The organism is Synechococcus sp. MIT S9220, from assembly GCF_014304815.1.
Lineage (GTDB): Bacteria > Cyanobacteriota > Cyanobacteriia > PCC-6307 > Cyanobiaceae > Synechococcus_C.
Genome location: NZ_CP047958.1, coordinates 1,417,688 through 1,440,034 on the forward strand (window position 1 = coordinate 1,417,688; position 22,347 = coordinate 1,440,034).

Annotated in this window: 28 protein-coding genes; 13 read left to right on the plus strand and 15 right to left on the minus strand. The window is 51.5% G+C overall.

Translation table 11 applies throughout. The annotated features are described in order from the left end of the window. Positions 1–632 precede the first annotated feature (632 nt). Positions 633–992, minus strand: coding sequence for a hypothetical protein (locus SynMITS9220_RS07545; protein ID WP_186988314.1), 360 nt, complete (start codon positions 990–992; stop codon positions 633–635). Between the two features lie 4 nt (positions 993–996). Further along, a complete protein-coding gene (locus SynMITS9220_RS07550; RefSeq protein WP_186988316.1) occupies positions 997–1,848 on the minus strand; it encodes a hypothetical protein in 852 nt (283 codons plus the stop codon). 322 nt (positions 1,849–2,170) lie between these two features. Here SynMITS9220_RS07550 and SynMITS9220_RS07555 point away from each other — a divergent pair, with 322 nt between their 5' ends. Further along, a complete protein-coding gene (locus SynMITS9220_RS07555; protein ID WP_186988318.1) occupies positions 2,171–2,476 on the plus strand; it encodes a hypothetical protein in 306 nt (101 codons plus the stop codon). Between the two features lie 78 nt (positions 2,477–2,554). Then, complete coding sequence (locus tag SynMITS9220_RS07560; RefSeq protein ID WP_186988320.1) at positions 2,555–2,983, plus strand: hypothetical protein; 429 nt, start codon at positions 2,555–2,557, stop codon at positions 2,981–2,983. 697 nt (positions 2,984–3,680) lie between these two features. Here SynMITS9220_RS07560 and SynMITS9220_RS07565 read toward each other — a convergent pair. From SynMITS9220_RS07565 to SynMITS9220_RS07575, 3 genes are all read right to left on the minus strand, one after another. Then, positions 3,681–4,040, minus strand: coding sequence for a hypothetical protein (locus SynMITS9220_RS07565; protein ID WP_186988322.1), 360 nt, complete (start codon positions 4,038–4,040; stop codon positions 3,681–3,683). 99 nt (positions 4,041–4,139) lie between these two features. After that, entirely contained in the window at positions 4,140–4,541 is a 402-nt protein-coding gene (locus SynMITS9220_RS07570; RefSeq protein ID WP_186988324.1) for a hypothetical protein, read from the minus strand. Beyond that, the gene (locus SynMITS9220_RS07575; protein WP_186988326.1) at positions 4,538–4,711 is read right to left on the minus strand and encodes a hypothetical protein; all 174 of its coding nucleotides are present in this window, start codon (positions 4,709–4,711) and stop codon (positions 4,538–4,540) included. The genes SynMITS9220_RS07570 and SynMITS9220_RS07575 overlap by 4 nt, the downstream gene beginning before the upstream one ends. Before the next feature lie 440 nt (positions 4,712–5,151). Between SynMITS9220_RS07575 and SynMITS9220_RS13500 the strand changes: the two genes are divergently transcribed. The 6 genes from SynMITS9220_RS13500 to SynMITS9220_RS07605 all read left to right on the plus strand — a co-directional run bounded on the left by SynMITS9220_RS13500 (position 5,152) and on the right by SynMITS9220_RS07605 (position 9,659). Further along, a complete protein-coding gene (locus tag SynMITS9220_RS13500; protein ID WP_370594322.1) occupies positions 5,152–5,295 on the plus strand; it encodes a DUF1651 domain-containing protein in 144 nt (47 codons plus the stop codon). An 869-nt stretch (positions 5,296–6,164) separates the two neighbouring features. Beyond that, entirely contained in the window at positions 6,165–6,932 is a 768-nt protein-coding gene (locus SynMITS9220_RS07585) for a hypothetical protein (protein WP_186988328.1), read from the plus strand. 7 nt (positions 6,933–6,939) lie between these two features. Next, positions 6,940–7,677 (plus strand): hypothetical protein, encoded by a 738-nt coding sequence (locus tag SynMITS9220_RS07590; protein WP_186988330.1) that lies wholly within the window; start codon positions 6,940–6,942, stop codon positions 7,675–7,677. Next, positions 7,674–8,411: a GIY-YIG nuclease family protein gene (locus tag SynMITS9220_RS07595; RefSeq protein WP_186988332.1), complete on the plus strand. Its 738-nt coding sequence runs from the start codon at positions 7,674–7,676 to the stop codon at positions 8,409–8,411. The genes SynMITS9220_RS07590 and SynMITS9220_RS07595 overlap by 4 nt, the downstream gene beginning before the upstream one ends. A gap of 3 nt (positions 8,412–8,414) precedes the next feature. Beyond that, on the plus strand, positions 8,415–8,735 hold the full coding sequence (locus SynMITS9220_RS07600) for a hypothetical protein (RefSeq protein ID WP_186988334.1): 321 nt from the start codon (positions 8,415–8,417) through the stop codon (positions 8,733–8,735). A gap of 522 nt (positions 8,736–9,257) precedes the next feature. Beyond that, positions 9,258–9,659, plus strand: a complete 402-nt coding sequence (locus SynMITS9220_RS07605; protein WP_186988336.1) for an OsmC family protein — start codon at positions 9,258–9,260, stop codon at positions 9,657–9,659. On the opposite strand, the gene SynMITS9220_RS07610 is transcribed toward SynMITS9220_RS07605, so the two are convergent. Then, entirely contained in the window at positions 9,660–10,376 is a 717-nt protein-coding gene (locus SynMITS9220_RS07610; protein WP_186988338.1) for a 16S rRNA (uracil(1498)-N(3))-methyltransferase, read from the minus strand. Positions 10,377–10,530: 154 nt separating this feature from the next. Here SynMITS9220_RS07610 and SynMITS9220_RS07615 point away from each other — a divergent pair, with 154 nt between their 5' ends. Together SynMITS9220_RS07615 and SynMITS9220_RS07620 are read left to right on the plus strand one after the other, a co-directional pair. After that, the gene (locus SynMITS9220_RS07615) at positions 10,531–10,776 is read left to right on the plus strand and encodes a hypothetical protein (RefSeq protein ID WP_186988340.1); all 246 of its coding nucleotides are present in this window, start codon (positions 10,531–10,533) and stop codon (positions 10,774–10,776) included. After that, positions 10,773–11,054: a hypothetical protein gene (locus SynMITS9220_RS07620; protein ID WP_186988342.1), complete on the plus strand. Its 282-nt coding sequence runs from the start codon at positions 10,773–10,775 to the stop codon at positions 11,052–11,054. Before SynMITS9220_RS07615 ends, SynMITS9220_RS07620 begins: the two co-directional genes overlap by 4 nt. A 4-nt stretch (positions 11,055–11,058) precedes the next feature. Here SynMITS9220_RS07620 and SynMITS9220_RS07625 read toward each other — a convergent pair whose 3' ends face one another. Continuing rightward, positions 11,059–11,886 (minus strand): dehydrogenase, encoded by an 828-nt coding sequence (locus SynMITS9220_RS07625; protein WP_186991999.1) that lies wholly within the window; start codon positions 11,884–11,886, stop codon positions 11,059–11,061. A gap of 153 nt (positions 11,887–12,039) precedes the next feature. On the opposite strand from SynMITS9220_RS07625, the gene SynMITS9220_RS07630 reads away from it, so the two are divergent. From SynMITS9220_RS07630 to SynMITS9220_RS07640, 3 genes are all read left to right on the plus strand, one after another. Further along, positions 12,040–12,234 (plus strand): hypothetical protein, encoded by a 195-nt coding sequence (locus tag SynMITS9220_RS07630; protein ID WP_186988344.1) that lies wholly within the window; start codon positions 12,040–12,042, stop codon positions 12,232–12,234. Between the two features lie 148 nt (positions 12,235–12,382). Beyond that, a complete protein-coding gene (locus SynMITS9220_RS07635; RefSeq protein WP_186988346.1) occupies positions 12,383–13,024 on the plus strand; it encodes a helix-turn-helix domain-containing protein in 642 nt (213 codons plus the stop codon). Between the two features lie 239 nt (positions 13,025–13,263). Continuing rightward, complete coding sequence (locus SynMITS9220_RS07640) at positions 13,264–13,959, plus strand: ferritin (RefSeq protein WP_186988348.1); 696 nt, start codon at positions 13,264–13,266, stop codon at positions 13,957–13,959. A gap of 112 nt (positions 13,960–14,071) precedes the next feature. Here SynMITS9220_RS07640 and SynMITS9220_RS07645 read toward each other — a convergent pair whose 3' ends face one another. The 8 genes from SynMITS9220_RS07645 to SynMITS9220_RS07680 all read right to left on the minus strand — a co-directional run bounded on the left by SynMITS9220_RS07645 (position 14,072) and on the right by SynMITS9220_RS07680 (position 22,273). Beyond that, positions 14,072–14,677: a Crp/Fnr family transcriptional regulator gene (locus SynMITS9220_RS07645; RefSeq protein WP_114992061.1), complete on the minus strand. Its 606-nt coding sequence runs from the start codon at positions 14,675–14,677 to the stop codon at positions 14,072–14,074. Between the two features lie 1,081 nt (positions 14,678–15,758). Further along, positions 15,759–16,730: a hypothetical protein gene (locus tag SynMITS9220_RS07650; RefSeq protein ID WP_186988350.1), complete on the minus strand. Its 972-nt coding sequence runs from the start codon at positions 16,728–16,730 to the stop codon at positions 15,759–15,761. A gap of 36 nt (positions 16,731–16,766) precedes the next feature. Continuing rightward, positions 16,767–17,660 (minus strand): metal ABC transporter substrate-binding protein, encoded by an 894-nt coding sequence (locus SynMITS9220_RS07655; RefSeq protein ID WP_186988352.1) that lies wholly within the window; start codon positions 17,658–17,660, stop codon positions 16,767–16,769. 52 nt (positions 17,661–17,712) lie between these two features. Further along, the gene (locus tag SynMITS9220_RS07660; RefSeq protein WP_115126708.1) at positions 17,713–18,504 is read right to left on the minus strand and encodes a metal ABC transporter permease; all 792 of its coding nucleotides are present in this window, start codon (positions 18,502–18,504) and stop codon (positions 17,713–17,715) included. Beyond that, on the minus strand, positions 18,497–19,198 hold the full coding sequence (locus SynMITS9220_RS07665) for a metal ABC transporter ATP-binding protein (RefSeq protein ID WP_186988354.1): 702 nt from the start codon (positions 19,196–19,198) through the stop codon (positions 18,497–18,499). The genes SynMITS9220_RS07660 and SynMITS9220_RS07665 overlap by 8 nt, the downstream gene beginning before the upstream one ends. Before the next feature lie 27 nt (positions 19,199–19,225). Further along, positions 19,226–20,611, minus strand: a complete 1,386-nt coding sequence (locus tag SynMITS9220_RS07670) for a hypothetical protein (RefSeq protein WP_186988356.1) — start codon at positions 20,609–20,611, stop codon at positions 19,226–19,228. Then, the gene (locus SynMITS9220_RS07675; protein WP_186988358.1) at positions 20,608–21,297 is read right to left on the minus strand and encodes a TIGR03943 family protein; all 690 of its coding nucleotides are present in this window, start codon (positions 21,295–21,297) and stop codon (positions 20,608–20,610) included. The genes SynMITS9220_RS07670 and SynMITS9220_RS07675 overlap by 4 nt, the downstream gene beginning before the upstream one ends. A 16-nt stretch (positions 21,298–21,313) precedes the next feature. Beyond that, a complete protein-coding gene (locus tag SynMITS9220_RS07680) occupies positions 21,314–22,273 on the minus strand; it encodes a permease (RefSeq protein WP_186988360.1) in 960 nt (319 codons plus the stop codon). Between the last annotated feature and the right edge of the window lie 74 nt (positions 22,274–22,347).

Sequence of the window (22,347 nt, forward strand, 5' to 3'; positions counted from 1 at the left end):
AACTCTTTTTCAAGAGTCTTCCTAACTGGCAAAGCCCATCGTCGCTACCCATTTCAAATGAGGTAGAGGTCGCCCATTGATGCCACAGCCAGTGTCATACGAGGGTTGGGGATAATATTCACGTCTAGATCCGGTGCTGTTAAGCCGAGTCCTGTTGGGTCATCATCAGACCAGACACGAGTTACTCCACACAGTCGCTGTGCTTTCATCGTGTCCCTTTTACATCTCAGCTAATCAGTTCCCTGATCGGCTGTGCTTCGTTGATGGGTTTGATAAAGAGTTTTCCTTCTCTCTAATAGGAGACCTTTGCGGTTGTCCCTGTATTAGGCCGCCTTTGCAAGGCTCCTCTTAAGAACCCGCCTTTGCGGTCTTCCCCTGTAATAGCCAGAGGCGAGGAAAGCGTATCAACCTTATAGGGGTGGGTTTGCAATTGGTTCCTCTATTAATCAGGTTTTGCCCCCTCTTATAGTGAGGGGGTGACTGTTACCCTTGATAGGCAGGGTTAGCAATCTCCTATCTGCAAGCCTCTCTAAGGCCTGTTAAATCTGCTGGATAGGATTACATGCTAAACAGCCCCAAGAGAGATGCTCAAGGGGCTTGCAGGCGTCGCTCAGGGAATGTCGTATCGAGACTTAGAACCTGAAGTACCTGTAGTTGCTGTTGTCTCTGCTGTCGAAGCAGACGATCTGCCTCTCTTCATGTACACAGTTGACGATGTTTTGCTCGCGTGTCTTTGAAACGTTTTCGTAGTTGTGTTCCCAATTCCACTCGTTGCACTCTTGCGTGGTGAATGGACCATTGCACTCCATCTCAGCAGGTGGTGAGATGTATGACTTCCTCACTCGCTCTGAATAGGTCTCTGTGTACTTGCCAGCCATTGTCATGTAGTCATTTGAAGTAATCACTGCCTCTCGCATCGAGCCGTAGCTCTGGGAGCTGCAAGCGGTGACGATGAAAGCAATTGCAATGAGTAGTGGTGCGAAGCGTTTCATCTGCTTAAGCGCAAAACTTCTTCGCAGCTATGTCAACAGCTGTATTGCTTTGTATTGGTCTCCAATTGCTTCCGTATGAACTAAGAGACTCCCAGGAATTGCACCTGACAAAGCTTGTCTGCTTCAAGTATGACTTCACATTGTATGAACCATACCTGAAGTTGCGGTCAAAATCTATTTCTATTTGACTCCCTCTTCTTGACGCAAGTCTTACAAAAGTATCGAAGCAGTTCTTGGCGGAATCTTGCCCAAAAAATCCAATCCTCTGCCAGCCTGGGCCATAGGGAGGCATTGGCTTGAACTTGCACGACTCTCTCATGCAAGACTGTCTCCATTTGCTAGCAAATGTTTGATTTAATTGTCGTGCTTTTTTGTCATGTCCTCTTACATATTTGCTTACAATATTCGGGTGAGCATTGGCATAATCTTTGGCAATTTGCTTGTAATAAAAATCATAACTATTACCTCTGCAGTTCCCTTCGTTAGCAATTGGATGAACGAAAGGTATAGGGTACATATGCCTGTACCTTCTTACTACTTCTGTCTGCCTAACAATACCTTTTGAATCGGTCATAATGCATGGGCCCCTGTAAGTAGAAGACTGCCATCCTTCTTCGCAGGTCAGGAAGCCGGCATTTTTAGCAGACCTTTTCAAACACTTTTGCCATTTATCCCAGTCGAAATCTTCGTGTTCAATATTATATTGGTAGCCAAGCTCATATTTATCACAGCCAAAGTCAAAATGAGCCTTGGCTTTTGGAATGGAAATACTGCCAAAGATGGTCAACAGAAAGACAAGCACCCCAGCTCTGTACGTTTTGCCGTTGGCTCGTCTTTCGAGTGTGGATTGGTTCATGGCTAGTGGTTTTTATTGAATGATCTGTGAAAGGGCAGGGGATACGCATCCCCCATTCGAGCCATTTAGAAGGTTCAGCTTTGGTGCCAACGGGGGATGTGCTCCAGATACAGCACTGCGAGGGTGACAAGAGAGCACAAGTCACCTTGAACCAACAGCAAGTCGAGCAGTCGTACTGGAGGGACCTTGAGTCAGCGTCATCTCAGGATCTACAGCAGTACCTGGAGGAGCTAGATGTTCAGCACTACTTCAGTGCCATCCATCCTATTGTCAGCAAGAAGCTAAGAGCTTGTGCAGCTATCTGTATTTGTGAGGAGGAGTGATGAAAGCTTGGCCTTTGCTGTTAGCTGCTTGTGTCCTTTCCGGCTGCGAATCCAACCCTACATATTCCACTCCAAAAGTTCAGTACTTCTATTCATCTGAGGAACTTATTAGAGATATGCGTAGCTGGGAAAGTTCTGGTGGTCAAACCTCTTATGATGATGTTTCTGGCAAGTTTGTATCAACGTTTCAAAGAAAATGTCACCGTGATCCTGTAGCCAAACCAATGAGCTACATCTGCCAAGAAAAAAAATACAATGAAGATTGGAATAAATCCAAGTATTACTATTTCAAGCTAAGGACTTAAGGCTATGACTCGAACACGAAGTTCTGCGATTGATAAGGGAGAAAAGGCTTTTGCAGCTATTTGCCTCTGTGAGGAGGAATGATGAAAGTCTATTACTTGATGATGGCTATGGCATTAGGTGGTTTACCTGTTAATGCCCAGTTAGACCAGCAGTGGAAGCAGCGTGATGCAGAATTTGCTAATTGCAGGCAACGTTATGAGGATGCTCAATATTCGGGTGGAGGATCTAATTGGTTAATAGATAAGCAGAACAACATATTCAGCCTTAGCAATGAAACCCCACAAGTAAATTTATCATTTTTGTCAGGCAGTGATAAAGGTCCGAAGGCTGTTATGAGATGTTTTGACCATCATATGGCAGTTTTGAACAAACAGAAGAGGTCAGGCGATTACGAGTGTTTGTACAAAGTAGAGAGTAATGAATTAGTCAGATATTGCAAAAGAGATGGACTCAGCGAAGTCACAAGAGAAGTGTTAGGCAGAAATAGAAATAGGCCGGTGCACTAATGCCAATGAAAAACCAGTTCATGAATAAGCAACTAGGACTGCCAATTAATCCTCAGTATTGCCATTCATGCTGGAGGTTAATGTATTACACATTCGACTATGACAGGCATTATTTGATTTGTAAGGAATGCCGAGAAAGACCTACTAAGGCAAACAACAGTACAATTCGCTCAGGCAATCCAGTCATTCAATTCATTAGATTCATTTCACGTATCTGTCAGATTATCAAAGGCAAAGACTACTTAGACTTAGATGACTAGGGCTGATCTCCATGCCTCTGCGAAAAGCGAATAGATAGCGCTTAATATATGAAGAACAGATGACAGTAGCTGCCAACAATTAGCCTCCTTGTCTAACACTTAGGGCTGATTGCTACTGATGCCTGTTAGTAGTGATCAGTGCACCTGCCTGCCACTTCAGTCAGGAGTCACCGTAGGCCCGGTCTTTCCCATAATGACCACAACTCAACGCTGATCTACTGCGCTGCAACGGATCACAAGGGATGACCATGCTTATGTATTGCGTCATCGTCGTAGAACTGCAGCGGTGGAGCCACAAGGACTGCAGAAATAATCTCCAGACCAGGTCAGCAAAGGGCTTTCTTTGATTCTTGGGCAACAGCCACCACAGGAGGTAGACCCACCCATGGGGGTATTTGCGTCCTTATGGTTACGTATATAAGGCCTGAGAAATTTTGTCATTTTCTGAATGGCTCATCCCAGCTGTAGGAAGAACCTGAGATATAAACCCTGTCAACTTCTGATTCTTCAGAACCATCTAGAGGCCTGCTTAAGTATTCCACATAAGCAGCCACGCTCCACATATCCTTGAACTTTTTGTTAGGTGATGGATCACAGTATCCACGGATGATATTGATTTTTTCGTATTCTTCATCGAGAAGGAATGTCCATTTAAATGTGTCGTAGTACTCATCTAGATACTTGTCGAAGTCTTCCTTCTCCAATTTTTGATATCGAGCACGATCAGAGTTCCACAGCTTTCGTTCATCTCTGATTTGATCCAGAGCTTCGCCAAGTTTGTCGTCGCAGAGCTTCATCGCTTCAGCACGGCTAGAAGCAGATGGTTCGGGTCGAGGAGTACAGGCAGCAAACCCCAGTGCGAAAAGCAGTATCAGTAGGAATTTCAGCTTCACTGTTTACTCCGAACATGCAAACTTGATCAATGGTCTGTAAGCAGGATCTGCCTGTTTGAAATTGGCGCTTTCATAAGCCTTAAACTCCAATGTTTTGCAGTTTGCTATTCGTAAGAACTTGTCTTTGGGTTTAGATTCTTTGTTGTTCCATCCTATGCCCGTGGTGGGTCTTTTATCGCTATCTAATGGGACCCAGCCATCATAATAAAAGACAAGATCACCTTTCTTGACTACTGATTGCAGGTCTATGTAATAACCCAGTCCCCACCAGTTGTACTCCTCAGCAATCGTTCCAGGTTTAGGCTTGCCATGCATTTCCCATGAAGCCATAACCCAAGTCTCTCCAGCTTGAACTGATGGGATTGGAATTAAAAGCCCAGCAATAACTGCGGCAATCCTTTTCATTGGCTTACATCCTCCTTCGGCCATTTGAGCAACTTTCCGTTGAACGTGGTTTCACCATGGATGCCATGGACTTCCCATAAGTGCTGCCTTAAGCCGACGAACTGCCAGGCATGCCCAAACTGCTTGCCGCATTCAGGGCAATAGCTCTTGAGGGGATTTCGCTCGTTCATGGGTTCAGCTTGGCCTGAGACCTGGCCCAAAGCATCCCTCATTCTGGGGAATCTCAGCCGTATTCATTCGAAGTGATGCTCTGTGCCTGACCTGATCCAGCAACGGCACAGCCAACCAACAGCATTGTTAGATGATTGAGCTTCTGTATCGATACGGTCCTTTGCTTGGGATCAGCATCCCCTGAACACCTCGCTGAGCGGATCCCCCAAAGGAGGTAACTCGCTACTTCTTTTTGGCCTTATCAGCTTCATTGATCTGGTTCATGCCTAGGCCGACCAGAAGAGCAACAGTGAGAACAAGGGTGGAAGTCATGGCTCGAGCTAAACGCATGAATTGAGTGTCTGCCACTCGGCATGCGATGCCATCCCCCAAGTGAGCCAATCGCTTGACGACCACCCCTTTTCGGGAGTAGTACAGGCGTACTTGCTAGTGATGGGCGATGGACGGATGGCTTTCAGATCCGAAGGGTTATTGGCTTGCACGTTTTCATCGGGACCCAAAGAGCACTTTGGCCAGAGATCAGAGGGTTTACGTGGACCACGGGCGGCCAATGCCAGAAGGACCTGCGCTACTCAAAACCTGAAGGGAAATGCGTTACGAGGATGCAGCTTCTCTGTGGTTCCAGCTCAAGAGGCTTGGGTGGACCGTGACCGAACCCGCCTGGGGTGGTGATATGGAGCCTTAGAAGTCAGCCAGGAAGTCCTTGCGGCCATCAACAGAGGCAGTCGGCTGGAAGACCACCCGAATGGGTGATGTGAATCCGATTGATTCAGGCGATGGTGAAGAGGTCCAGGAGGGATGACCTCCACTATCTAAAACAATCAAATGAAACTTCGATTGATCACCACAGGCCTGCTTAGCTCAGGCCTATTACTAGCTGGTTGTAGCGCTGCATCGGTTTCTTCTAAATCTGAACGTTGGAAAGTTCAAGAAGTGGCAATGATGGCAATGACTCGATGTCTCGTAACTGGTGGTCACTTTAATAGAAACGATGCTGCGAAGTTCATTGCTCAAGCGAATCAAGAACAGAGTGGTCAGTTTCAGCGCGTATATGATTCAATGGCAACAGGAGTTTCTGCGTCTGTAAATCAACAAGTCGCTGATGCAATATCTCAAAGCGGAGGGTGCAGACTGATGCTTACTAAATTTGTCGACTCTGAGCCCCAAACCGACTTCAAGAGGCGCATAACTAATGACTGGTTGTTAAGTCCAATTGAGTATCCAGACGACAAATAGCTAGATATATTCGCATCTATTTTTTTAATGTCGGGAAGCCTGAAGCCATGAAAGCGAGGCTGAGAGCTATACAAGACCCGAAAGGGAAAAGCAGGGGGCGTTGAGTAGTCGCTATCGATCTCCCGACAAAACCATCACTCAAAGAATTTTCTGAACCTCTTTGTCATGTTTCACCGATTAAGCAAGCCTTTAATACTTTGTCTTCTTGGAGTCGCAGTGGCTTCGTGCGCTTCACCCAAGTCAATAGTATCTACATACCTAAAATCGCCCGTTGACTCAAAGAAAAGGTATGACACAATCTGTGAAAAAGATGTAGTTTCTCTATCCGAATTCAGAGAATACTATTCACCTGAAAACAATTCAGATATTGCAAATTGGACAACCGAAAATATTAAATTTGACAGCAAGGCAGGAAGATATACATATATTTCGGCTGACCATGAAATAGGGTCAAAAACTCAAACATCAATCTATAAGACTTTTAAGAAACAAAATGGTGAGTATTGTGTTCTATGGACATCGCATGGACGAGTAATTGGCGACCTTAGTGTCTTGATTCGTTATCCTGAAACCAAGATAACTGCATTTTTGCCAGTCGAATTAAGCGACTATTACAACTACGATTTCAACAATAAAGAGAGAAGCCACATGGCTTTAACTGTTCTAGACTCTTCATTAAAAAACAACCCTACGATCTATATTCCATATAACGGAAATGAAAAGCTTTATCAATACATAAAGACTGCAGACAATCCCGTCATTAAGGGAGTCGTCAGCCGAGAGTACACTCTGGATCTTGACACTGAAAAGGTTGATCAATTCAATAAATCACTCCGTAACTTAAAGACCTTGCTATCACAATATGATACAGGCGAGGATATTGAGTACATGGGGTATAAGCGTTCTTATGTTACTGATGACAGCAGTATTCTGTATATGCCAACAGCAATTCCAGTTACTGCTTCTGCAAGCGAAAATCGTTAGTTTCTTGATGCGCTCGACCTACACCCGTATGGGTGTTGCAATCGATCCCCCGACAAAACAATTTTCTATTTTATTCTTGAGCTGGCAGCAGACTTTGATGAAACTAAAACATGTAATTGGCTATTCACTACTTGTCATTGCAATGGTATTTAGTGGAGTTATGCCGAAGCTGTATGTAGGGCAGAAAGATTCTTTGGTTTCTATTGCTAATGCATCAGCACCCAATGGAATGCAGGAAGATAGCTTTGGTGGTTTGGCAGATGACCCAGTCTTCAAAGCAGTCATAAGGAGTGGTGGCCAAATTGCCTTGGTCACTAATATCGATCCGATTGCTGGCCTGCCAGATGCCTCAGGATTGTGGAACCCAAACAATGGCACGATAGAAATAAAGGCTGGAGAATACCCCTATGAATACTTCACATCAGTCCTCAAGCATGAAGCTATTCATATGGCCCAGTCATGCAGTAATTTTGCTTATACACTTAGTACTCCCTCAGTACCACTGGGATTAGAAGTCACTGCAGAAGGAATGCAAGACCTAGCTCAATACAAGTATTCTCACCCTGCGTATTATCGCAATCCAGTAGAACGCGAAGCTTATTCCAATGATTCTAAGAGTTCTGAATATGTGGCGAATTTAGTAGAAAGGCATTGTGGTTCAAAGCCATGGATTGGCTGGCTAGGAAAGATTCGCGGCAGACTTCAACTTCTAAGTACAGGTAGTGAGACTGGGAATTACCGGTGAAAAAATACTACGTTTACTTGATCAAAGCCACGAACTCAAACGGCTTAGTAAAGATCGGACGCAGTAGCCGTATTGATGATCGATTGCGTGAGCTGGAATGTCCACCAGAGAATGTCATTCAGCTGGCGGATTGTATGATAGAAATACGAATGAAAGCCACTGAAAAAGTTCTGCATAAAAAATATGCCAAATGGCGTGTTCCTCAGTCTGAAATGTTCAACCTATCGGATGAACAGATCAAGGAATGCAGTTTGATTCTGCAATCAATCAATGCCAAGGCAGTTGAGGCAAGACAAGCTGCACACGACGCCACAGTGGCTGAATATGAACGCAAGGCAGCCGAGCAAGCAGAACGCAAGGCAGCTGCTGAACGTGAAGCTCTTGAGCGTGATAAAAAACTGTGGCCTGTTGAGAATGGTGTGCTGAGAGATCCACCAACATTGGCAGATTCAAGACTAGGTGAATCCACGTGGGACCCAAACCGCACCCATCAGGGCAGACCAGGAGCACCGACAAAGCCCTATCCCTTCAAGCAAGATCTAAAACCAGCGCCTGACAAAGGAGAAGAAGCGCAATTCGTCTGCGAAATTATGCCGACTGCCTTTGCATGGATTGCTGGTGCTTGCTTCCTGGCTGCCGGGCTAGTGCAGCTAACTGCCGTTCCAAGCACAAACCAATTCGAACCGCTTTTTGATGTTCAACAACACAACCGACCGCGAACTTCAGGAGATTAAAAAGTGACAACCATTCACTGGCCTTACTTCGATCCTGATTACCTAAAGAACTGGGTTAAAGAAAAGGGATGGCAAAACCTGACAGATGCAGAACGATGCCTTGTCATTAAATCCTGTAAGTCTGAGATGGAAGTTGCTCAACTCATTGCAATGCCATCTATAAAACGCAAGAGAAAAGAAACCTTGCTCAGCGAGATTGATACTTCTACAAAAGACGGATTGAAAATGTTTCTTTGGCAGGTGCAACAGTTGTCCTTAGATATCGATCCTGATGAATATGTCATCTATAATGTTCCGCAAAGAGGCCAGGGCCTTCATGGATGAATTCCGCGTTGATGCCTACCGGAAAGACGGTTCATTAGAGGTCTGAAGCTCTCGCAAAAACCGTGGTAGAACCCGCCTAATGAACTACGAGAGGCCCTGCAAATACTGGATTACTTGACAAGTCGTCATTGTCCACGAAGGACGTCATCAATGCTGAAGTGCTACAGGGTTATAGCCATCAGATGACGTGACAATCAGCCGACGAAGAGCCAGTGGCTCACCTGTCAGCAGAAACCCTTGATCCTGCACGTTGAGCAAATCGATTTGTTTCTGCAGCTCAACTCACGAAACCAAGTACAGCAGCAAAGACAAAGACATCTCAATGATGACCACCGACCAACAACAAGTCGATCATCAAATCATCAGATCAGACACTTCAACAGAGATGAATCACTGACACGAGATTTAAAATAACAACAGTTCCACAAGCGACAAAACATGAACTCATTGTGAGCTCACCACAAAGAACTGACCAGTCACGGATTGTGCTGTCAACTTGAACAAACCATTCGAAGGGACTTCATGCCCACTGTTTCCTGTCGGTATCGCGGTGAGCTGCGCTGTGAAGCCACACACCATGGCTCTGGTGCCGTGTTGATCACCGATGCTCCGATCGACAACGCCGGCAAAGGCGAAGAGTTCTCCCCTACCGACCTTCTTGCCACATCCGTCGCAACCTGCATGCTCACCATCATGGGAATTACTGCCAAGAGCAGAAACTGGTCGATTGAGGGGAGCACTGCAAATGTGGAGAAACAGATGACCCAATCAGGCCCCCGCAAGGTGGAAAAGCTGCGAGTACACCTGAAACTGCCCCAGCAGCTCAGCAACGAACAGCGCTCACTGCTGCAACGCGTGGCCGAGCAATGTCCTGTGAAACGCAGCCTTGATCCATCGATTCACCTGGAGCTGATCTGGAGTTGATTACAGCGCCAGACCCTGTGCCAAGACCGCCGGCAGGGCAGTATCAACGCTGAGAGTGCGTTCACCGAGATGGACCCGCTCTGCCACGACCGAGGTCGCGAGCTCGACCTCGAAGGGGACAAAACCTCCCTCTGGACCGATCATCACCACAGCAGGTCTTGCAGGTGTTTGCGACAGGGCAGTCGCTGCTCCCTTGTCGGTGATCCAGCAAGGCCGACCGTTGCAAAGCTGGAGAAGCTCATCCTCCACAAAAGGACGGAAGCGTTGATGACAGTGCACCACTGGAGCGATCGTGTCCTGTGAGCGTTCCATCCCCGCAATCAAAGCTTCATTGAGCTTGACCTGCGACAGCAGAGGTGACTGCCAGTAACTCTTGTCGACCCTGGCACTATTGATCAGATGCAGGTTTGACACACCAAATTCCGCGACGGTGCGCAAAATCCGCCGCAGCATTTTTGGACGAGGAAGTGCCAGAACGATGTCGAAGCGATGCCTTGACGGCGGTGATTGCGTCAACTGCACAGACAACGTCACACCAGCGTCGTCGATGACATCAACACGAGCGCTCCCCTGAGCACCGCCATACAACCCAACCCGAAGCGTGTCGCCGACCACCGCTTGCAAAACCGTACGGATGTGTTGGGTGCGGCGACCGTTCGCCAAGAAACAGCTGGATCCAGACCAGACGTCGTCGGCATAAAGCAGGATCTGATTCATGCTGCTGATCGTTGCTGAACGGCTTTGACATTCGCATGCCTGGCCATGAATTGCATGCAGTGCTACAGGTTTAGGCCAAAACATCCAAGCGGTGAACCGAACATCTCGGCTCGGCAATCACACCCTTCATTGCGTTGATGTTCTGGTTTCAATCATGGACAGTATCAGTATGCAAAATACGCAAAACAACAACCGAACCAACACGATCAACGACTCAGAATCACTGCTGCAATTGCTAAGTGAACGCCTTCTCCTCTGGGATCAGCAGGATGCTGCTCAGGCCGCCGGTGAATGGCATCAGGCACTCGCACTCGAACAATCCATTCGGTCCATCTCGCCTCGCATCCGACAGAGCATGGGTCTGCTCATGGCCTCAAGAGAAGGGGGCTCTGAAGTTTGAGGCTGAGTGATGTTGTCGCCAACCATGGCTTTGCTTCCTGCAACCTGGCCACGATTGAGAATGCACGTCTTTACCAACGCCAGCACGACGACGGGGTTCTTGAGCTGCTCTGCGTTCAGAAAATCGGCGCCGAGATGCGGGTCGATCGTCAGCCGCTGATTCCCCTGGTGATCGATGGACAACTCACCATGCCCATCTTTCTGCCTTTAGGGAACGCCGTCTCCAATCAGCACATTCCCACGGACCGGCTTGAGGACTATTTGAACACCACTCTCTGAGCGATTAACGGCAATACGCCGCGATGCCTGTCGTGGGGCGACAAATCGCCCTCAGTGAAGTGCCTTGTTCCAAGCCCTCACGCAGTGCGGAAACAACGCGTTTAGCAATCCTGTCCAAGGTCTGCTTGCGTTGGCGTGGGTCGCGAAGTCCCCGCTCCAGAGCGCCCTCAAGCATGCCGATTTCCAACATCGAGACACCCCTGCGAGGTGCTCCCAACATGCCCCGGTAGTCATAGGGATAGGCCCCGAATTCTTTCGCCAGGGCTTCATCCATCACGGAAAAACCGAACGCGACGGCTGGGATGATTCCTGCGCCGATGCCATGGGGTGAGTAAGCGTCGTAATGGATTTCCACCACGTATCCCCCCTCTGAAGCATGCTGTTGCCCCACGGACCAGTTGGTGCGGGGATCCTGCACATTGCGAATGGTGCGCACACCGGGGTCATAGAAGCTGATGTTCAGACCTTGCTTTTTGCCCTCGGCCACGACTGCCCTGGCGGTGCGCAGATTCCAGTAGAGCTCGTCCGTCATTCCCGATTGCATCGGAGCGGCTCCAGCAACACCGACGGCCCAGCCTGGCGTTCCAGAGCCGTACATCCGTTGAGAATCAGCGTGACCTGCCAGAACCAGAATCGAGCTTCCCTGCTTGGGCATGCGGTCACCAACCCAGTTTTTGCCGCGACCAGGCGTCAACGGAAGCGGAGGAAGCTGCAGCCTTGACCGCTCAGGCCGGGCCGGCTTCATGCTGTCGAGCAGCTCCATCAATCCCGCCCCCGACACGGGAGGAGCAAGAAGAAGAGCGCCCCCGAGGAGCCAGGCGATGCGACGCATGGGATTCAACATGGTTGACCATGGTGCCTGGCTTGGTTCAATCCGTCACCCCCCGATCCCTCTGCACGCCAGAACGAGAAGTTGGAGCCATCCAACCAAGCATTCCTCAAGGCGACCATTGCTATCTCAAGTGCAGGTTGCAACCGCACAACAATGGCTGATCTGACTGCGCTGTTCATGGCCTTGATCTGGCCAGCTGCCCTTGTCATCTCAGTCCTGGCCATCAGCCGGACCTTGATCGTTGTGATGCGGAGCGGAATCCGCGTCGAAATCTTCACCCGTCAGCCGATTCTGATCAGCACAGGAAACGCACCGCTTCGCGCAGAAGTGGGCAAGGTCAGGATCTGATTCAGTGGATTCGCATTGCTCTCAACCCAGCTCGCACTGCACCGAAATCTCCAAGAGGGCGTATCAAACAACACCCATCACGGGCACGCTTGCACTGTTATAACAACTATTAAAGGTGCATTTCTAAAATCCTGCACCAGCATTTGATATGGCGCGGGCTGAAAAAGATCTGACGACACTGATCACATCAGTCATCACACTGAAGAAATCAAGTCAGCACAGGATCATCACGAACGACAGCAAAAATCGAAGCTTCCAGCTGAAGATAATTGATGGCTTTATTCGCCTTTACTGCGTGAATGACATTGAAAATAATACGACCGAATCAACATTGGCATTAATTCATGCTGGCACCGACAGTTCAATTTGTTGGAACAACCACCGAAGGCTGATGATTGAAGCCCTTGAGGAATCCAAAGTTGAATTTGAACAAAAAGATCAACCAGTGAGCACCAACGTTTATTTGGAAAACTGGATTCTCGACCTCTACGAAATCAAGCAGCCCGCAGACAGCCTGGAACGATTGATCAAACTGTTCTTACTGCTTGCCAAATCAAAAGGCAATCAAGGTGCCAATCCTGAACAGACGCTGATTTCGGGCCTATCCCACCGACGCATCGGGGAAATCATCAGCAGCACCAGACCGACGATCAGCAGGCATCTTGGCTGGATGCAACGCCAGAAGCTGATCGACGTGGATGCAGTGACGAAAACGATGCGACTCAATCTGGTTCAACTCCAAGCCAAACAAGACGAACTCTTCGCTCAACCTCGCCCGCACTTGCACTGACCACCCTTCCACTTCGAGCACTTGGACTTCTTACAACCTTTCTTTTTCTGAGGCTGATGAACCGGCACGATCCAAGCTGCTGAGAATGCATCTCATTATACAGCGCTGATCAATCACGACGTCAACGACCATCGAAAGACTCGACAACCCTTGTACATTTGATACACAAGTGGCTCGTTGTGATGATTTCAGACCCCTCCAAGCACGTTCAACTCCCAGTTAGCCCTGCCGGTCGGGCCATGGCGGAGCCAATGGATCCGTCGTTGCTGGAGGGCTTTCAGGCCCACTTCAACATGGAGCGCCAGGCCCATGCGACCTATTTTGGCGCTGCCATTTGGATGGGAGAACGGGAATTACGCGGCTTCTCCCAACACTTCAACGAAGAGGCAAAAGGAGAACAAGAGCACGCAGCCAAAGTTGCTGAGTACCTGATTGCCAGGGCACAAACACCCGAACTGCATGCCCTTGAAGCTCCGGATCAATCCTGGGAATCGGTCCTTGACGTGATGCGCACCGCATTCCTGACGGAACGGGACGTGACAACGTCGCTCCAACAACTGCTGATGGCAGCAGAACGTGTTGGCGACACACGCAGCACCGTGTTCCTTGAACCAATGGTGGAAGGACAGATCAAAGCTGAACATGAAGCAGCCCATCTGCTCGGTCGGACCAAGTTCGCTGATGGTCAGGCTGCCGCCGTACTGGTCATCGACAACGAACTGAGGGAAGGTGTCGCGCACCCTGCCCACTTCAGTAGTCAGTTCGCCAAAGAGCGTGTTTTGACAATCGCCCGCCGGGCAACTTCACTGGCGAAATCCAATGCCAGCGGATCAACGACAGACTCGCGATCCATCCCTGCAATCAGCTGTTGCAGTTGCTCGAGGCGTAGGGCAATCAGACACTGCTCAGAGCGCAATCGCTTGAGCAGTGTCTGATTCAGGCAAAAATCACACTGTTGAGTGATCTGGAGGCTCCGCCTTGAGCAGCGCTCTGCTTCACGACAGAGCGCTGCCATGAGAGTGCTGCCCTGGCGGTGAATCACAGCCATCAGAGATGGGTCAGAGGTGCGGTGCTGATCATGTCGATCGAGAAGTTCATGGTGAATTCACCACCTGAACAATTCATCTGATCCACATTTCTCCACTTGGAGACCTGACGGGTCGTGGTGACACGCGTGGCTCCAATCAGCTCTCCGAGGCGGTCATGGGTCAAACGGAAAGGCAACTGGAAGCAATCGCTGCAGCGCTTACCAAGACGATTGACCAACAGAGCGAAGAGAGCATGAAGTCTCTGCTCAGCCTGTCCGAGGTGACGGATGCGCAGAAGCTGCAACGTCCACTCGTTCACTGCGTCCATGCCGACTTCATCGTCGGAGGAAACGCTGCGGGCGAGACGAAGATCAGTGAGAGCTTCGACGCAGATGCCTTCGCTGCAAAGGCGATCAGTCCTCAGGCGATCACCTGCTTGAAGGAAAGCCAGAGTCATGCCCTCTGTTTCTTCACAGGGGCAGTACACACGGCAGAAGCCTTCATGGACCTCAAGAATGCTGCCTTGGCCAGCAGAAGCCGGGTCGATCAACACGGTCTGGTGGCGAGGCATCGTCATCAATGCCACGGGAGCATCGGGGAGAAACCGGTAAGCCGAGAGAGTCATGGACGGATAACGTCCTGCTATTGAGAATCGATCTCGACTCTAGAAGCAAAACTTGCCTTCATGCAAGCGATTCTCAGAAGCAGTAGGGGGTTCCTTTGAGCCATTTGCTACCTGGGGGGTCAACAAGACGTGGCCTGCGAGGTACAGATGGCACCAGCGCAACCGACCAGATCCCACTGTGCAGCTGCAAAGACCGCAATAAGAGCGACCGTCGAAAAGTTATGAGCAAGACGAATGAGCTCCGAACCAGAAGCCGTCGATCAGCCGTAGCACCTCGTTACATACGACCTTCACACGTCTGCAAATCAGCATCAGCAGCATCCTCAGCAGATCCCTCAGCAACGACGTCAGCTCAGTCGCTGCTCAAAGTCATGAGCGCAGCATCCTGTAAAGCTCTCCAGGCCAGTCCTCGAGCCCTGCACTTACCAGCAATGAACCTGGCAACGAAGCATTGACGCAAGGCATGCTCAGAAGCTGCCTAACTGCAATCAGAATGACGATCAACAACTCACAACAGCAACACAAAAAAACGCTCAATCAACAAAATCAATTTCACACATTTGATACCGGAACAGTGCTGCGGTGCATTTCGCTACGTGCGGGTGTTGAGCTTGAATCCATACCGATTCATTCGCACAAGTAGACAACTTGCACTGAATCCAGCGCAATGGATCTGCCTGAACATTGTCATCTCAGATGCCGCAGAGCACAGGCAGCTGCATTACAGAACTGGTGCATGGGTCAACTTTCAAAGCTCACACTCCAGGGTCGAGAAAATGATGCCAGAGCCTTAACTCAAGAACACCTGGAAACCCTGATCAAGATCGATATCAGCACAATCATGTGGATGCAAATCAAAAAAGTCAGTTGAGATTGCAGAGAAAAAATAAAAAACAAACAAGTCAAAAACCATATACTGTTTAATTGATCTTGATCAATGACTCGACAAGAGTTGAATCAGAATATTGCCCCAAAAATAGAATAGCCCTATTCAGATGATGTCTGAATAGGGCATTGATGCAGCGCCACAAACTGGAGAAGGTTGCCTAACCCAAGCGATGGGTAGACAACCCGCTGAATATCAGAACGAGAAGCTCACGCCTGTGCCGGCATGATGGTTCCACCCTTTGCCACCTTCATCACTCCAGTTTTCTGAACTGTAGATAGGCTTCCAATGGGCAAATACAGCAATTTGGTCCGTAATTGGGTATTCAGCCTCTATTTCTCCACCCCAGTCAGTGCGGGAAGAAAGACCTGAGTAACTACCAGGTGAATAGAAACGAGGACCACCTGAAAGTGTGATATTCAACTGATCAACATTAAAACCAAAACCAGGCCAAAGATCAGTGTAATTACCGATATAAGTGCCATCAGATTCCCAACCAGTACGATTTTCAAGGGAAATGAAGACACCATCAATCACATCTTCGAGGCCGTCACCTAAAGCGAAGTTCACATCACCATCGCCGAATGCATAAGTCACATTAGCGCCAACCTCATTCTTCAGACCCTCACCATAGTGTTCACCTTTACCTGTGACGTAGTAGGGCATCCAAGAAAGCTGGAAAGACAACCGATCGTTCGGTTGATATCGAGCCGCAAAATATCCCCTGACGTCTGTTCTTTTCCAATCAGCTCCACTTCCATGGCTATGACCATGTTCTTCTTCCTCATGCCCTTCTTCCTCTTCTTCGTGAGCATGCTCTTCTTCGAGGTGAACTGTCCCATAAAAATGTTCTGCTTCGCCCCAAACACCAGCCGGACCAACAGTAGCTTCAATAGCAAAAGTACCATTATTTGGAAGTCCCCACTCAAAGACATAACCGAACTGGCCATCAATTGCATAATGCGAAGGATCACCATTTAAATTAGTTTCGAAACCTCCATGTCCCTCAATCGTAATCGTGGGGATAACACGAGATTCACCAGCTGGCAATTGTTCACCACCACCATGGCCGCCATGGGCATGGACCCCGCGGATTGCAGCATCACCAGCCAGCAACAAGGCAAGCCCAGCAGCGGCATTCAGAAACGAAAGACGAGAAAAGATCATTGGATTGAAAGATTAGAAAAATAGAAAAACAAAAAGTCAGCGAATTGAGGCCCAACGCTCCTGAAGCTGAGCTGCACCGTTTTCATCACAACGTCCGCCCTGGGCAACAACGAACGTGCAGATGTTGCCTGTTGCTGTTTGGACAAGACTCTTCCCTGGAGCCTGGCCATCTGCAAACAAAGGCTTGCTGGCGAGGGGAACGCCACTGGCCTTGCTGATCCGGCGCATCGTCTTGGAGGGGGGCAATGCTTCGGGGAAGATCACCTTGGTTCCTGACTTCTTGATCGCCTTACTGATGGCACTCAGGCTGGAGGGGCGCATGCGGCCGCCGGTGGCATATTCATCAATGACAGGAAGTTCGCGAATGCCGAACCGACGTGCCAAGAAGGAATAGGCGCGGTGTCCTGTAATCAGAACGCGCTGTTCAGCAGGCACGGTCTGAATCTGCTGGCCCGTCCAGGTTCCGAGCGAACCCAGCACTGAATCCATGGCAGCCCTGCGTTGATCGATCGCTGCGTCCTGAGTTCCGTTGAACACAGGCTTGAGCTTGACCGCAACCGCATTGGTCATGGACGCCGCGATCGCAGGGTCATGCCAGAGATGCGGATCGTTCAAGGGATTACTGGGAACAGCTATTTCACCAACGGACACAACCGGGCCGCCGGCTTTGACACCCTTCAGCGCGGGAGTGAGGTTGTAACCGTTCAGCAGCACAAGCTTGGCCTTGCTGAGATTGCTGCGATCAGCAGGCCTGAGGGCCATGGTGTGCGGGTCTGACCCCGGCGGGATTAAGCAAATCACGCGGGCCTGATCAGCCACCAGCTTCTTGGTGATGTCGCAAAGAACGCCGTCAACTGCAACAACCGTTGGGGCTGAGGACGCAGCAGCTAGCAGGGTTCCTGCTGCTGCCGTGACGAAAGGGAAAGGCAAGATGCGACAAAATATCTTCGGAAATGATAATCATTCTCATTCATCATGCAAGTCAGGCTGAATGGGCTGGTCGCAACTTGGGCAGGCAGAGCAAAACCATGCAAACAACGCCGATCAGGGGGCCCGGTGGAAGATTGAGCGGAACAGCTAACAAGAAGCCCACGGCACTGAGGCCCAGGCCCACCAGCGCCGACTGAAGCATTGCGGCACGCAAGCTGCTCACCCTCCAGAGACCAGGGAGCACCGGTGCGCACAACAGGCCAATCACCAGAATCACCCCCACAGCAGCCATGGCGCTCACGATCACCATGGAGGTGACCAGTGCCTGAACCAGTTGCAAACCGCGGACCGGCAATCCGGAAGCCTGGGCACCCTCTGGATCAACACCCAGAAACACAAGCTGTCGGTAGCGGGTCAGAAGCAACAGGGCCATCGCGGCAGCAGCTACAAGAACTCTGTACAGATCTGACCAGTCGACGATCAGCAAATCGCCGAACAGAAGCGCTTCCAAATCAAGGCGAATGTTGAGCACAGGAATCAAGAGCACACCGAGACCGAGAAAACCGGCCAGCACCGTGTTGATCACAGCTTCCTGTCCAGCCGGTTGCCCTCGCTGCATGCGCTCAGCCGCCAGTGACCCAAGCAGACCACTGAGCACCCCGCCAATGGCAGGGTCCACACCAAAGGCCACTGCGATGGCAACGCCTGGCAAAACAGCATGGGAAATCAGATTCGCTTGCAAAACGCGCCGTTGCGTCACCAGCAACGTGCCGGTGATGGGACAGAGCACCCCAATCAGCAATGCCATCAACAAAGGAACCAACCAGAGATCGAGTTCACTCATGGAATGACTCCTGCACAGCAAGATTGCTGCCGAGCATGCTGCGCACCTGCTGCGGAGCGCCATCAGCCACGACACGTCCATCCAGCACAATCACTCGGTCATACAAATCAAGAGCTGAGCCCCAGTCATGGTTGCTGACCAACAAGGTCTGCCCCGCATCAGCCAGTTGACGCATCAGGGCAATCAACTGCCCCCGGGAAGGCGGATCAATCGCAGCGCAAGGTTCATCCAACAACAGAACTCGCGACGGCTGCACCAAGGTGCGTGCCAACAACGCCCGTTGCTGCTGTCCTCCCGACAACGCATCCAAGCGACGCGTCGCCAGCGATTCCAGACCAACACGCTGCAATGCCGCTTCCCGGTCGCAACATCCAAATGAACTGTTCCCCATCGCTCCAAGAGCGACAAACTCACGCACGGTGATGGGGAAAGACCAGTCGATCCGACCACGCTGTGGCATCAGCACCACCCGATCACGGCAGCTCTGAATCGGCATTCCATCGCAAGCAACCATTCCCGCAGAGGGAATCAGCCGGCCCTGCAGCAAATGCAGCAAGGTGGATTTACCAGCTCCGTTGGCGCCGACCAGCGCCGTCAGCGTTCCGGCTTCCAGTGTCAGCGACACATCATCAAGAACAACTCGGTTGCCATAGGCGACGGATAGACCTTGCGCAACGAGGGGTGGCACCCTCATGGGCAGTGAGAACGATTCTCAGCCAACTTATCGAGATGGCTTTGAAAAGTCAGTCAATACTCCTCCGGCCGGCAGCCAACGCGCCAGCACCGCCGGTTGCTCCAGCACCTCAAGGTTGAGTGTGCTGCCGGAGATCAAAGCAATCCGTCCGTTGTCAGCCGCAGGCTTCTGAACCACAGTCAGCAATTGATCACTCACCGGGTCGTAGTCGAGTTCCGACCCTGAGCTCAAACGCCATGGCCCCAGGGAGCGTCGACTGATCTCTTGCCCTTCGCTGTCGAGCTGCAGGAGCACGTCCTCGGTACGCAGGCCGGCTTCCCGCAACACCAGCCAGAGGCGCTCGCCACCGTTATCGCAGGCCGCCGCCATCACCCCCGCCTCACCCAGCCAAACCTGCTTTGGAGGCCGGGCCGGAATCACCAGCTCCAGGGATCGGCGGTAGTCAGGCCAGTGACGCACCAGCAGAGCACGCCCGGAGCCGGAGCAGAAGGCTTTCACCTCCCGACTTCCAGGCAGTGACTGCCTTGATCCTCCATCCAAGGAAGGATTGAAGGGCAGCAACTCCAAACCGTCGTAAGACGGCAACACCAGTCCGTTGCCATCAGGGAGCAGACGCAGAGGACCACTGGCCTTCAAATCCAGGAGCCGGCGTGCTTTGCCTCTGGATTGAATCCAGACGCGATCACTATCTGGCTCAAACCCCCCGAGCTGAACCAGCAATTCACCCAGTTGATTGCTACTCAGATGAGCAAACAGCAGCGATCCCGAGTCTCCGGACTCCAGCTCCTCAAGGCTGCCCAGCACTGGATCACCAAGACCTTGCTCATGGATGCTCAGAGCCTGTTGATCCAGTTGACGCAGCAGCACCCGCTGCCGTGCCTCACTGTCGTCGCTGACCAGTGCAACACCAGAGCCATTGCCCAGGGGTTCAATCTGCAGAATGCGTTGCTGGACCGGTGCAAGCGACTGCCATCGTCCGTCTCGCAGGCGCAGCTTCAAGCGTTCTCCCTCTCCGCTGGGCACCACCGCAAGCAGGTGGGGCCTGGGATTCCACCAGACCATTTGCTTCTTGAGGGGCAACTGCCGCAGATCCTGACCAAGCAGTTCCAGACGCAGAGGCCCCCTAATCGGTTGGCCGGAGTCCACCAGAAGCCGCAGACGATCCTGTCGACCAAACCAGCTGTGAGGAAGATCCGGAGCCAATGAACTGGCTGCGACGGTGTCGCGATCCATCGGTCTGCTGAAGATCACATCCAGCGCAGCGGCTCCGGAGCGCAGGGGCTGAATGGCCACGGATTGAAGCCAAGGTGGTCGTCGCAGCAGGATCTGTTGCTGCACAACAGCCAGTCCGGCCAGAGCCGCAAGGCTTCCAAGCAACAGCCGCGGCCTTGCCGATGAGGCCTGCGTGGTCATGGCTCGAGCGGGCGCTCAGGCCTTGGTATCAGTGTCATCTGAGTCGGCTTCACCACACTGACCGGAACCCCATTCCGCTCCTGCACAATCATCGTCCCCTCGATCGAAAACCATTGGTCCGCCTGAGGATTCGCCTCAGCTGGCCAGTCCACGGGCAGGCCGGCTGGCGTTGCATCCGCGAGGCAGCAACGCACCGTCAAGCGAGCCAACTGCAAGGGTTCACCAGGTCGATCCAGAACAAAACCACTGATCCGCACCGGATCTCCTGCATGCAACTCCGGGTCGGGTTGACTGCGAAGCAGCCGCACCCACTCCGTCAGTGTGCGCTGCTCCGGAGGCAGGAAAAAACTCAGACTCGGTGCCGCCGGAAGACTGTCCGGACGGCTCGCGGCAAGGTCACTGAACGATGGTCGGGGAGGCAGAAGCAAGATCAACAACGCCACTGCTGCGGAGAACAGCCAGCCGAGTGGAGCAACAGGCAGTCGACGTCGACCAGCCAGCCGCAGCTGGATCAGTCCAACCAGCATCAGCACCACACCGGCAACGGCGACCACCGGGTGAAAGGCCGCATTCAGCAGCAGATCCAACCGGGAAGACAGGCTGCTCCACACCAGCACCCATCCCCAGAGCGTGAGCACCAGAGGGGGGAGAACAGCTGCCCGACGCAGGTGACGCAAGGATCTCATCGCAGCAGACACCACATCAGAGCTGAATCAGATTCACCCACTGGCCAATCAGCAAAACCATCAGTGATGCAGACAGCGCTGTGATTGCAATGGCTCGTGGCGTGAGCAGAACGGTGAACAATCCGGCCAGTTTGAGATCAACGACCGGTCCAAGCAACAGGAAAGCCAGTAATGCTCCTGGCGTGACCTGGGCGGCAAAACCCAGTGCCAGAAAAGCGTCCACACTCGAACACACCGAGACCACCAACGCCAGCAGCATCAACGCAAGCACCGAGAGCGTCGGCGCACTACCAAGTGCCAGCAGCCAACTGCGCGGCAGCCAGGTTTGCACCACGGCGGCCAAAGCACTACCGAGCACCAACAACGTGAGCAGGCTGAGGAATTCCCGGGTGCTGTGGAAGAGAAGCTCACGCGGCAAAAGGGCCGTTGATTGGGCTGGCATTGCAGGCTTGGCCGGACCTGCTCCGACCAGTCCTGTGCGGCGCTCGAGCAACCCGATGCTCGACAGGGGCTGACTGAGCCTGCGCTCTTCCAGCAGTGCACCCTGAAGCAGACGGGATTCAGGAATCAGCCCCAGCAGAGCACTCAAAGCCAGTGCAATCACAAATGCCCCAGCAGGCCTGGCCCAAAGCAACCAGGTTTGATCTGGAAATGCCGCCCAGGTACTGGCCAGAACAATGGGGTTGAGAACCGGCGCAGCGAAAAGAAAGCCGAATCCCGTGCCAAGAGGAGCGCCGCTGGCCAGGAGGCGACGAGCCACCGGCACATTGCCGCATTCACAGGCTGGGAGCGCAAACCCGAGCAAGGCTCCAACGATTGGCGCGAGCAGGGGATTTCGTGGCAGACGACGAACCCAGGCCGACTGGGGAACCAGCCAGCGAGCGAGGCCGGCGATGGTGACTCCCAACATCAAAAAGGGAAGTGCCTCGATCAGCAGGCCTTGGAAGATGGCCCAACCGGTTGCGACACGCGTCATTCAGCCCTGAGCACTTCAGCTCCAACCGTTTGTTATTTGCTGTTCAACGTAGGAAGCAACTTCAGCGATGTCGA

Coding starts and splice junctions, on each gene's coding strand:
- SynMITS9220_RS07625 (WP_186991999.1), bottom strand. CDS start 11,886: ATGCGTCGCATCGCCTGGCTCCTCGGGGGCGCTCTTCTTCTTGCTCCT.
- SynMITS9220_RS07615 (WP_186988340.1), top strand. CDS start 10,531: ATGGACAGTATCAGTATGCAAAATACGCAAAACAACAACCGAACCAAC.
- SynMITS9220_RS07680 (WP_186988360.1), bottom strand. CDS start 22,273: ATGACGCGTGTCGCAACCGGTTGGGCCATCTTCCAAGGCCTGCTGATC.
- SynMITS9220_RS07545 (WP_186988314.1), bottom strand. CDS start 992: ATGAAACGCTTCGCACCACTACTCATTGCAATTGCTTTCATCGTCACC.
- SynMITS9220_RS07590 (WP_186988330.1), top strand. CDS start 6,940: ATGCGCTCGACCTACACCCGTATGGGTGTTGCAATCGATCCCCCGACA.
- SynMITS9220_RS07645 (WP_114992061.1), bottom strand. CDS start 14,677: ATGACTCTCTCGGCTTACCGGTTTCTCCCCGATGCTCCCGTGGCATTG.
- SynMITS9220_RS07665 (WP_186988354.1), bottom strand. CDS start 19,198: ATGAGGGTGCCACCCCTCGTTGCGCAAGGTCTATCCGTCGCCTATGGC.
- SynMITS9220_RS07550 (WP_186988316.1), bottom strand. CDS start 1,848: ATGAACCAATCCACACTCGAAAGACGAGCCAACGGCAAAACGTACAGA.
- SynMITS9220_RS07635 (WP_186988346.1), top strand. CDS start 12,383: ATGGCGCGGGCTGAAAAAGATCTGACGACACTGATCACATCAGTCATC.
- SynMITS9220_RS13500 (WP_370594322.1), top strand. CDS start 5,152: ATGGACGGATGGCTTTCAGATCCGAAGGGTTATTGGCTTGCACGTTTT.
- SynMITS9220_RS07560 (WP_186988320.1), top strand. CDS start 2,555: ATGATGAAAGTCTATTACTTGATGATGGCTATGGCATTAGGTGGTTTA.
- SynMITS9220_RS07640 (WP_186988348.1), top strand. CDS start 13,264: ATGGCGGAGCCAATGGATCCGTCGTTGCTGGAGGGCTTTCAGGCCCAC.
- SynMITS9220_RS07670 (WP_186988356.1), bottom strand. CDS start 20,611: ATGACCACGCAGGCCTCATCGGCAAGGCCGCGGCTGTTGCTTGGAAGC.
- SynMITS9220_RS07610 (WP_186988338.1), bottom strand. CDS start 10,376: ATGAATCAGATCCTGCTTTATGCCGACGACGTCTGGTCTGGATCCAGC.
- SynMITS9220_RS07630 (WP_186988344.1), top strand. CDS start 12,040: ATGGCTGATCTGACTGCGCTGTTCATGGCCTTGATCTGGCCAGCTGCC.
- SynMITS9220_RS07650 (WP_186988350.1), bottom strand. CDS start 16,730: ATGATCTTTTCTCGTCTTTCGTTTCTGAATGCCGCTGCTGGGCTTGCC.
- SynMITS9220_RS07675 (WP_186988358.1), bottom strand. CDS start 21,297: ATGAGATCCTTGCGTCACCTGCGTCGGGCAGCTGTTCTCCCCCCTCTG.
- SynMITS9220_RS07660 (WP_115126708.1), bottom strand. CDS start 18,504: ATGAGTGAACTCGATCTCTGGTTGGTTCCTTTGTTGATGGCATTGCTG.
- SynMITS9220_RS07575 (WP_186988326.1), bottom strand. CDS start 4,711: ATGAACGAGCGAAATCCCCTCAAGAGCTATTGCCCTGAATGCGGCAAG.
- SynMITS9220_RS07605 (WP_186988336.1), top strand. CDS start 9,258: ATGCCCACTGTTTCCTGTCGGTATCGCGGTGAGCTGCGCTGTGAAGCC.
- SynMITS9220_RS07555 (WP_186988318.1), top strand. CDS start 2,171: ATGAAAGCTTGGCCTTTGCTGTTAGCTGCTTGTGTCCTTTCCGGCTGC.
- SynMITS9220_RS07565 (WP_186988322.1), bottom strand. CDS start 4,040: ATGAAGCTCTGCGACGACAAACTTGGCGAAGCTCTGGATCAAATCAGA.
- SynMITS9220_RS07570 (WP_186988324.1), bottom strand. CDS start 4,541: ATGAAAAGGATTGCCGCAGTTATTGCTGGGCTTTTAATTCCAATCCCA.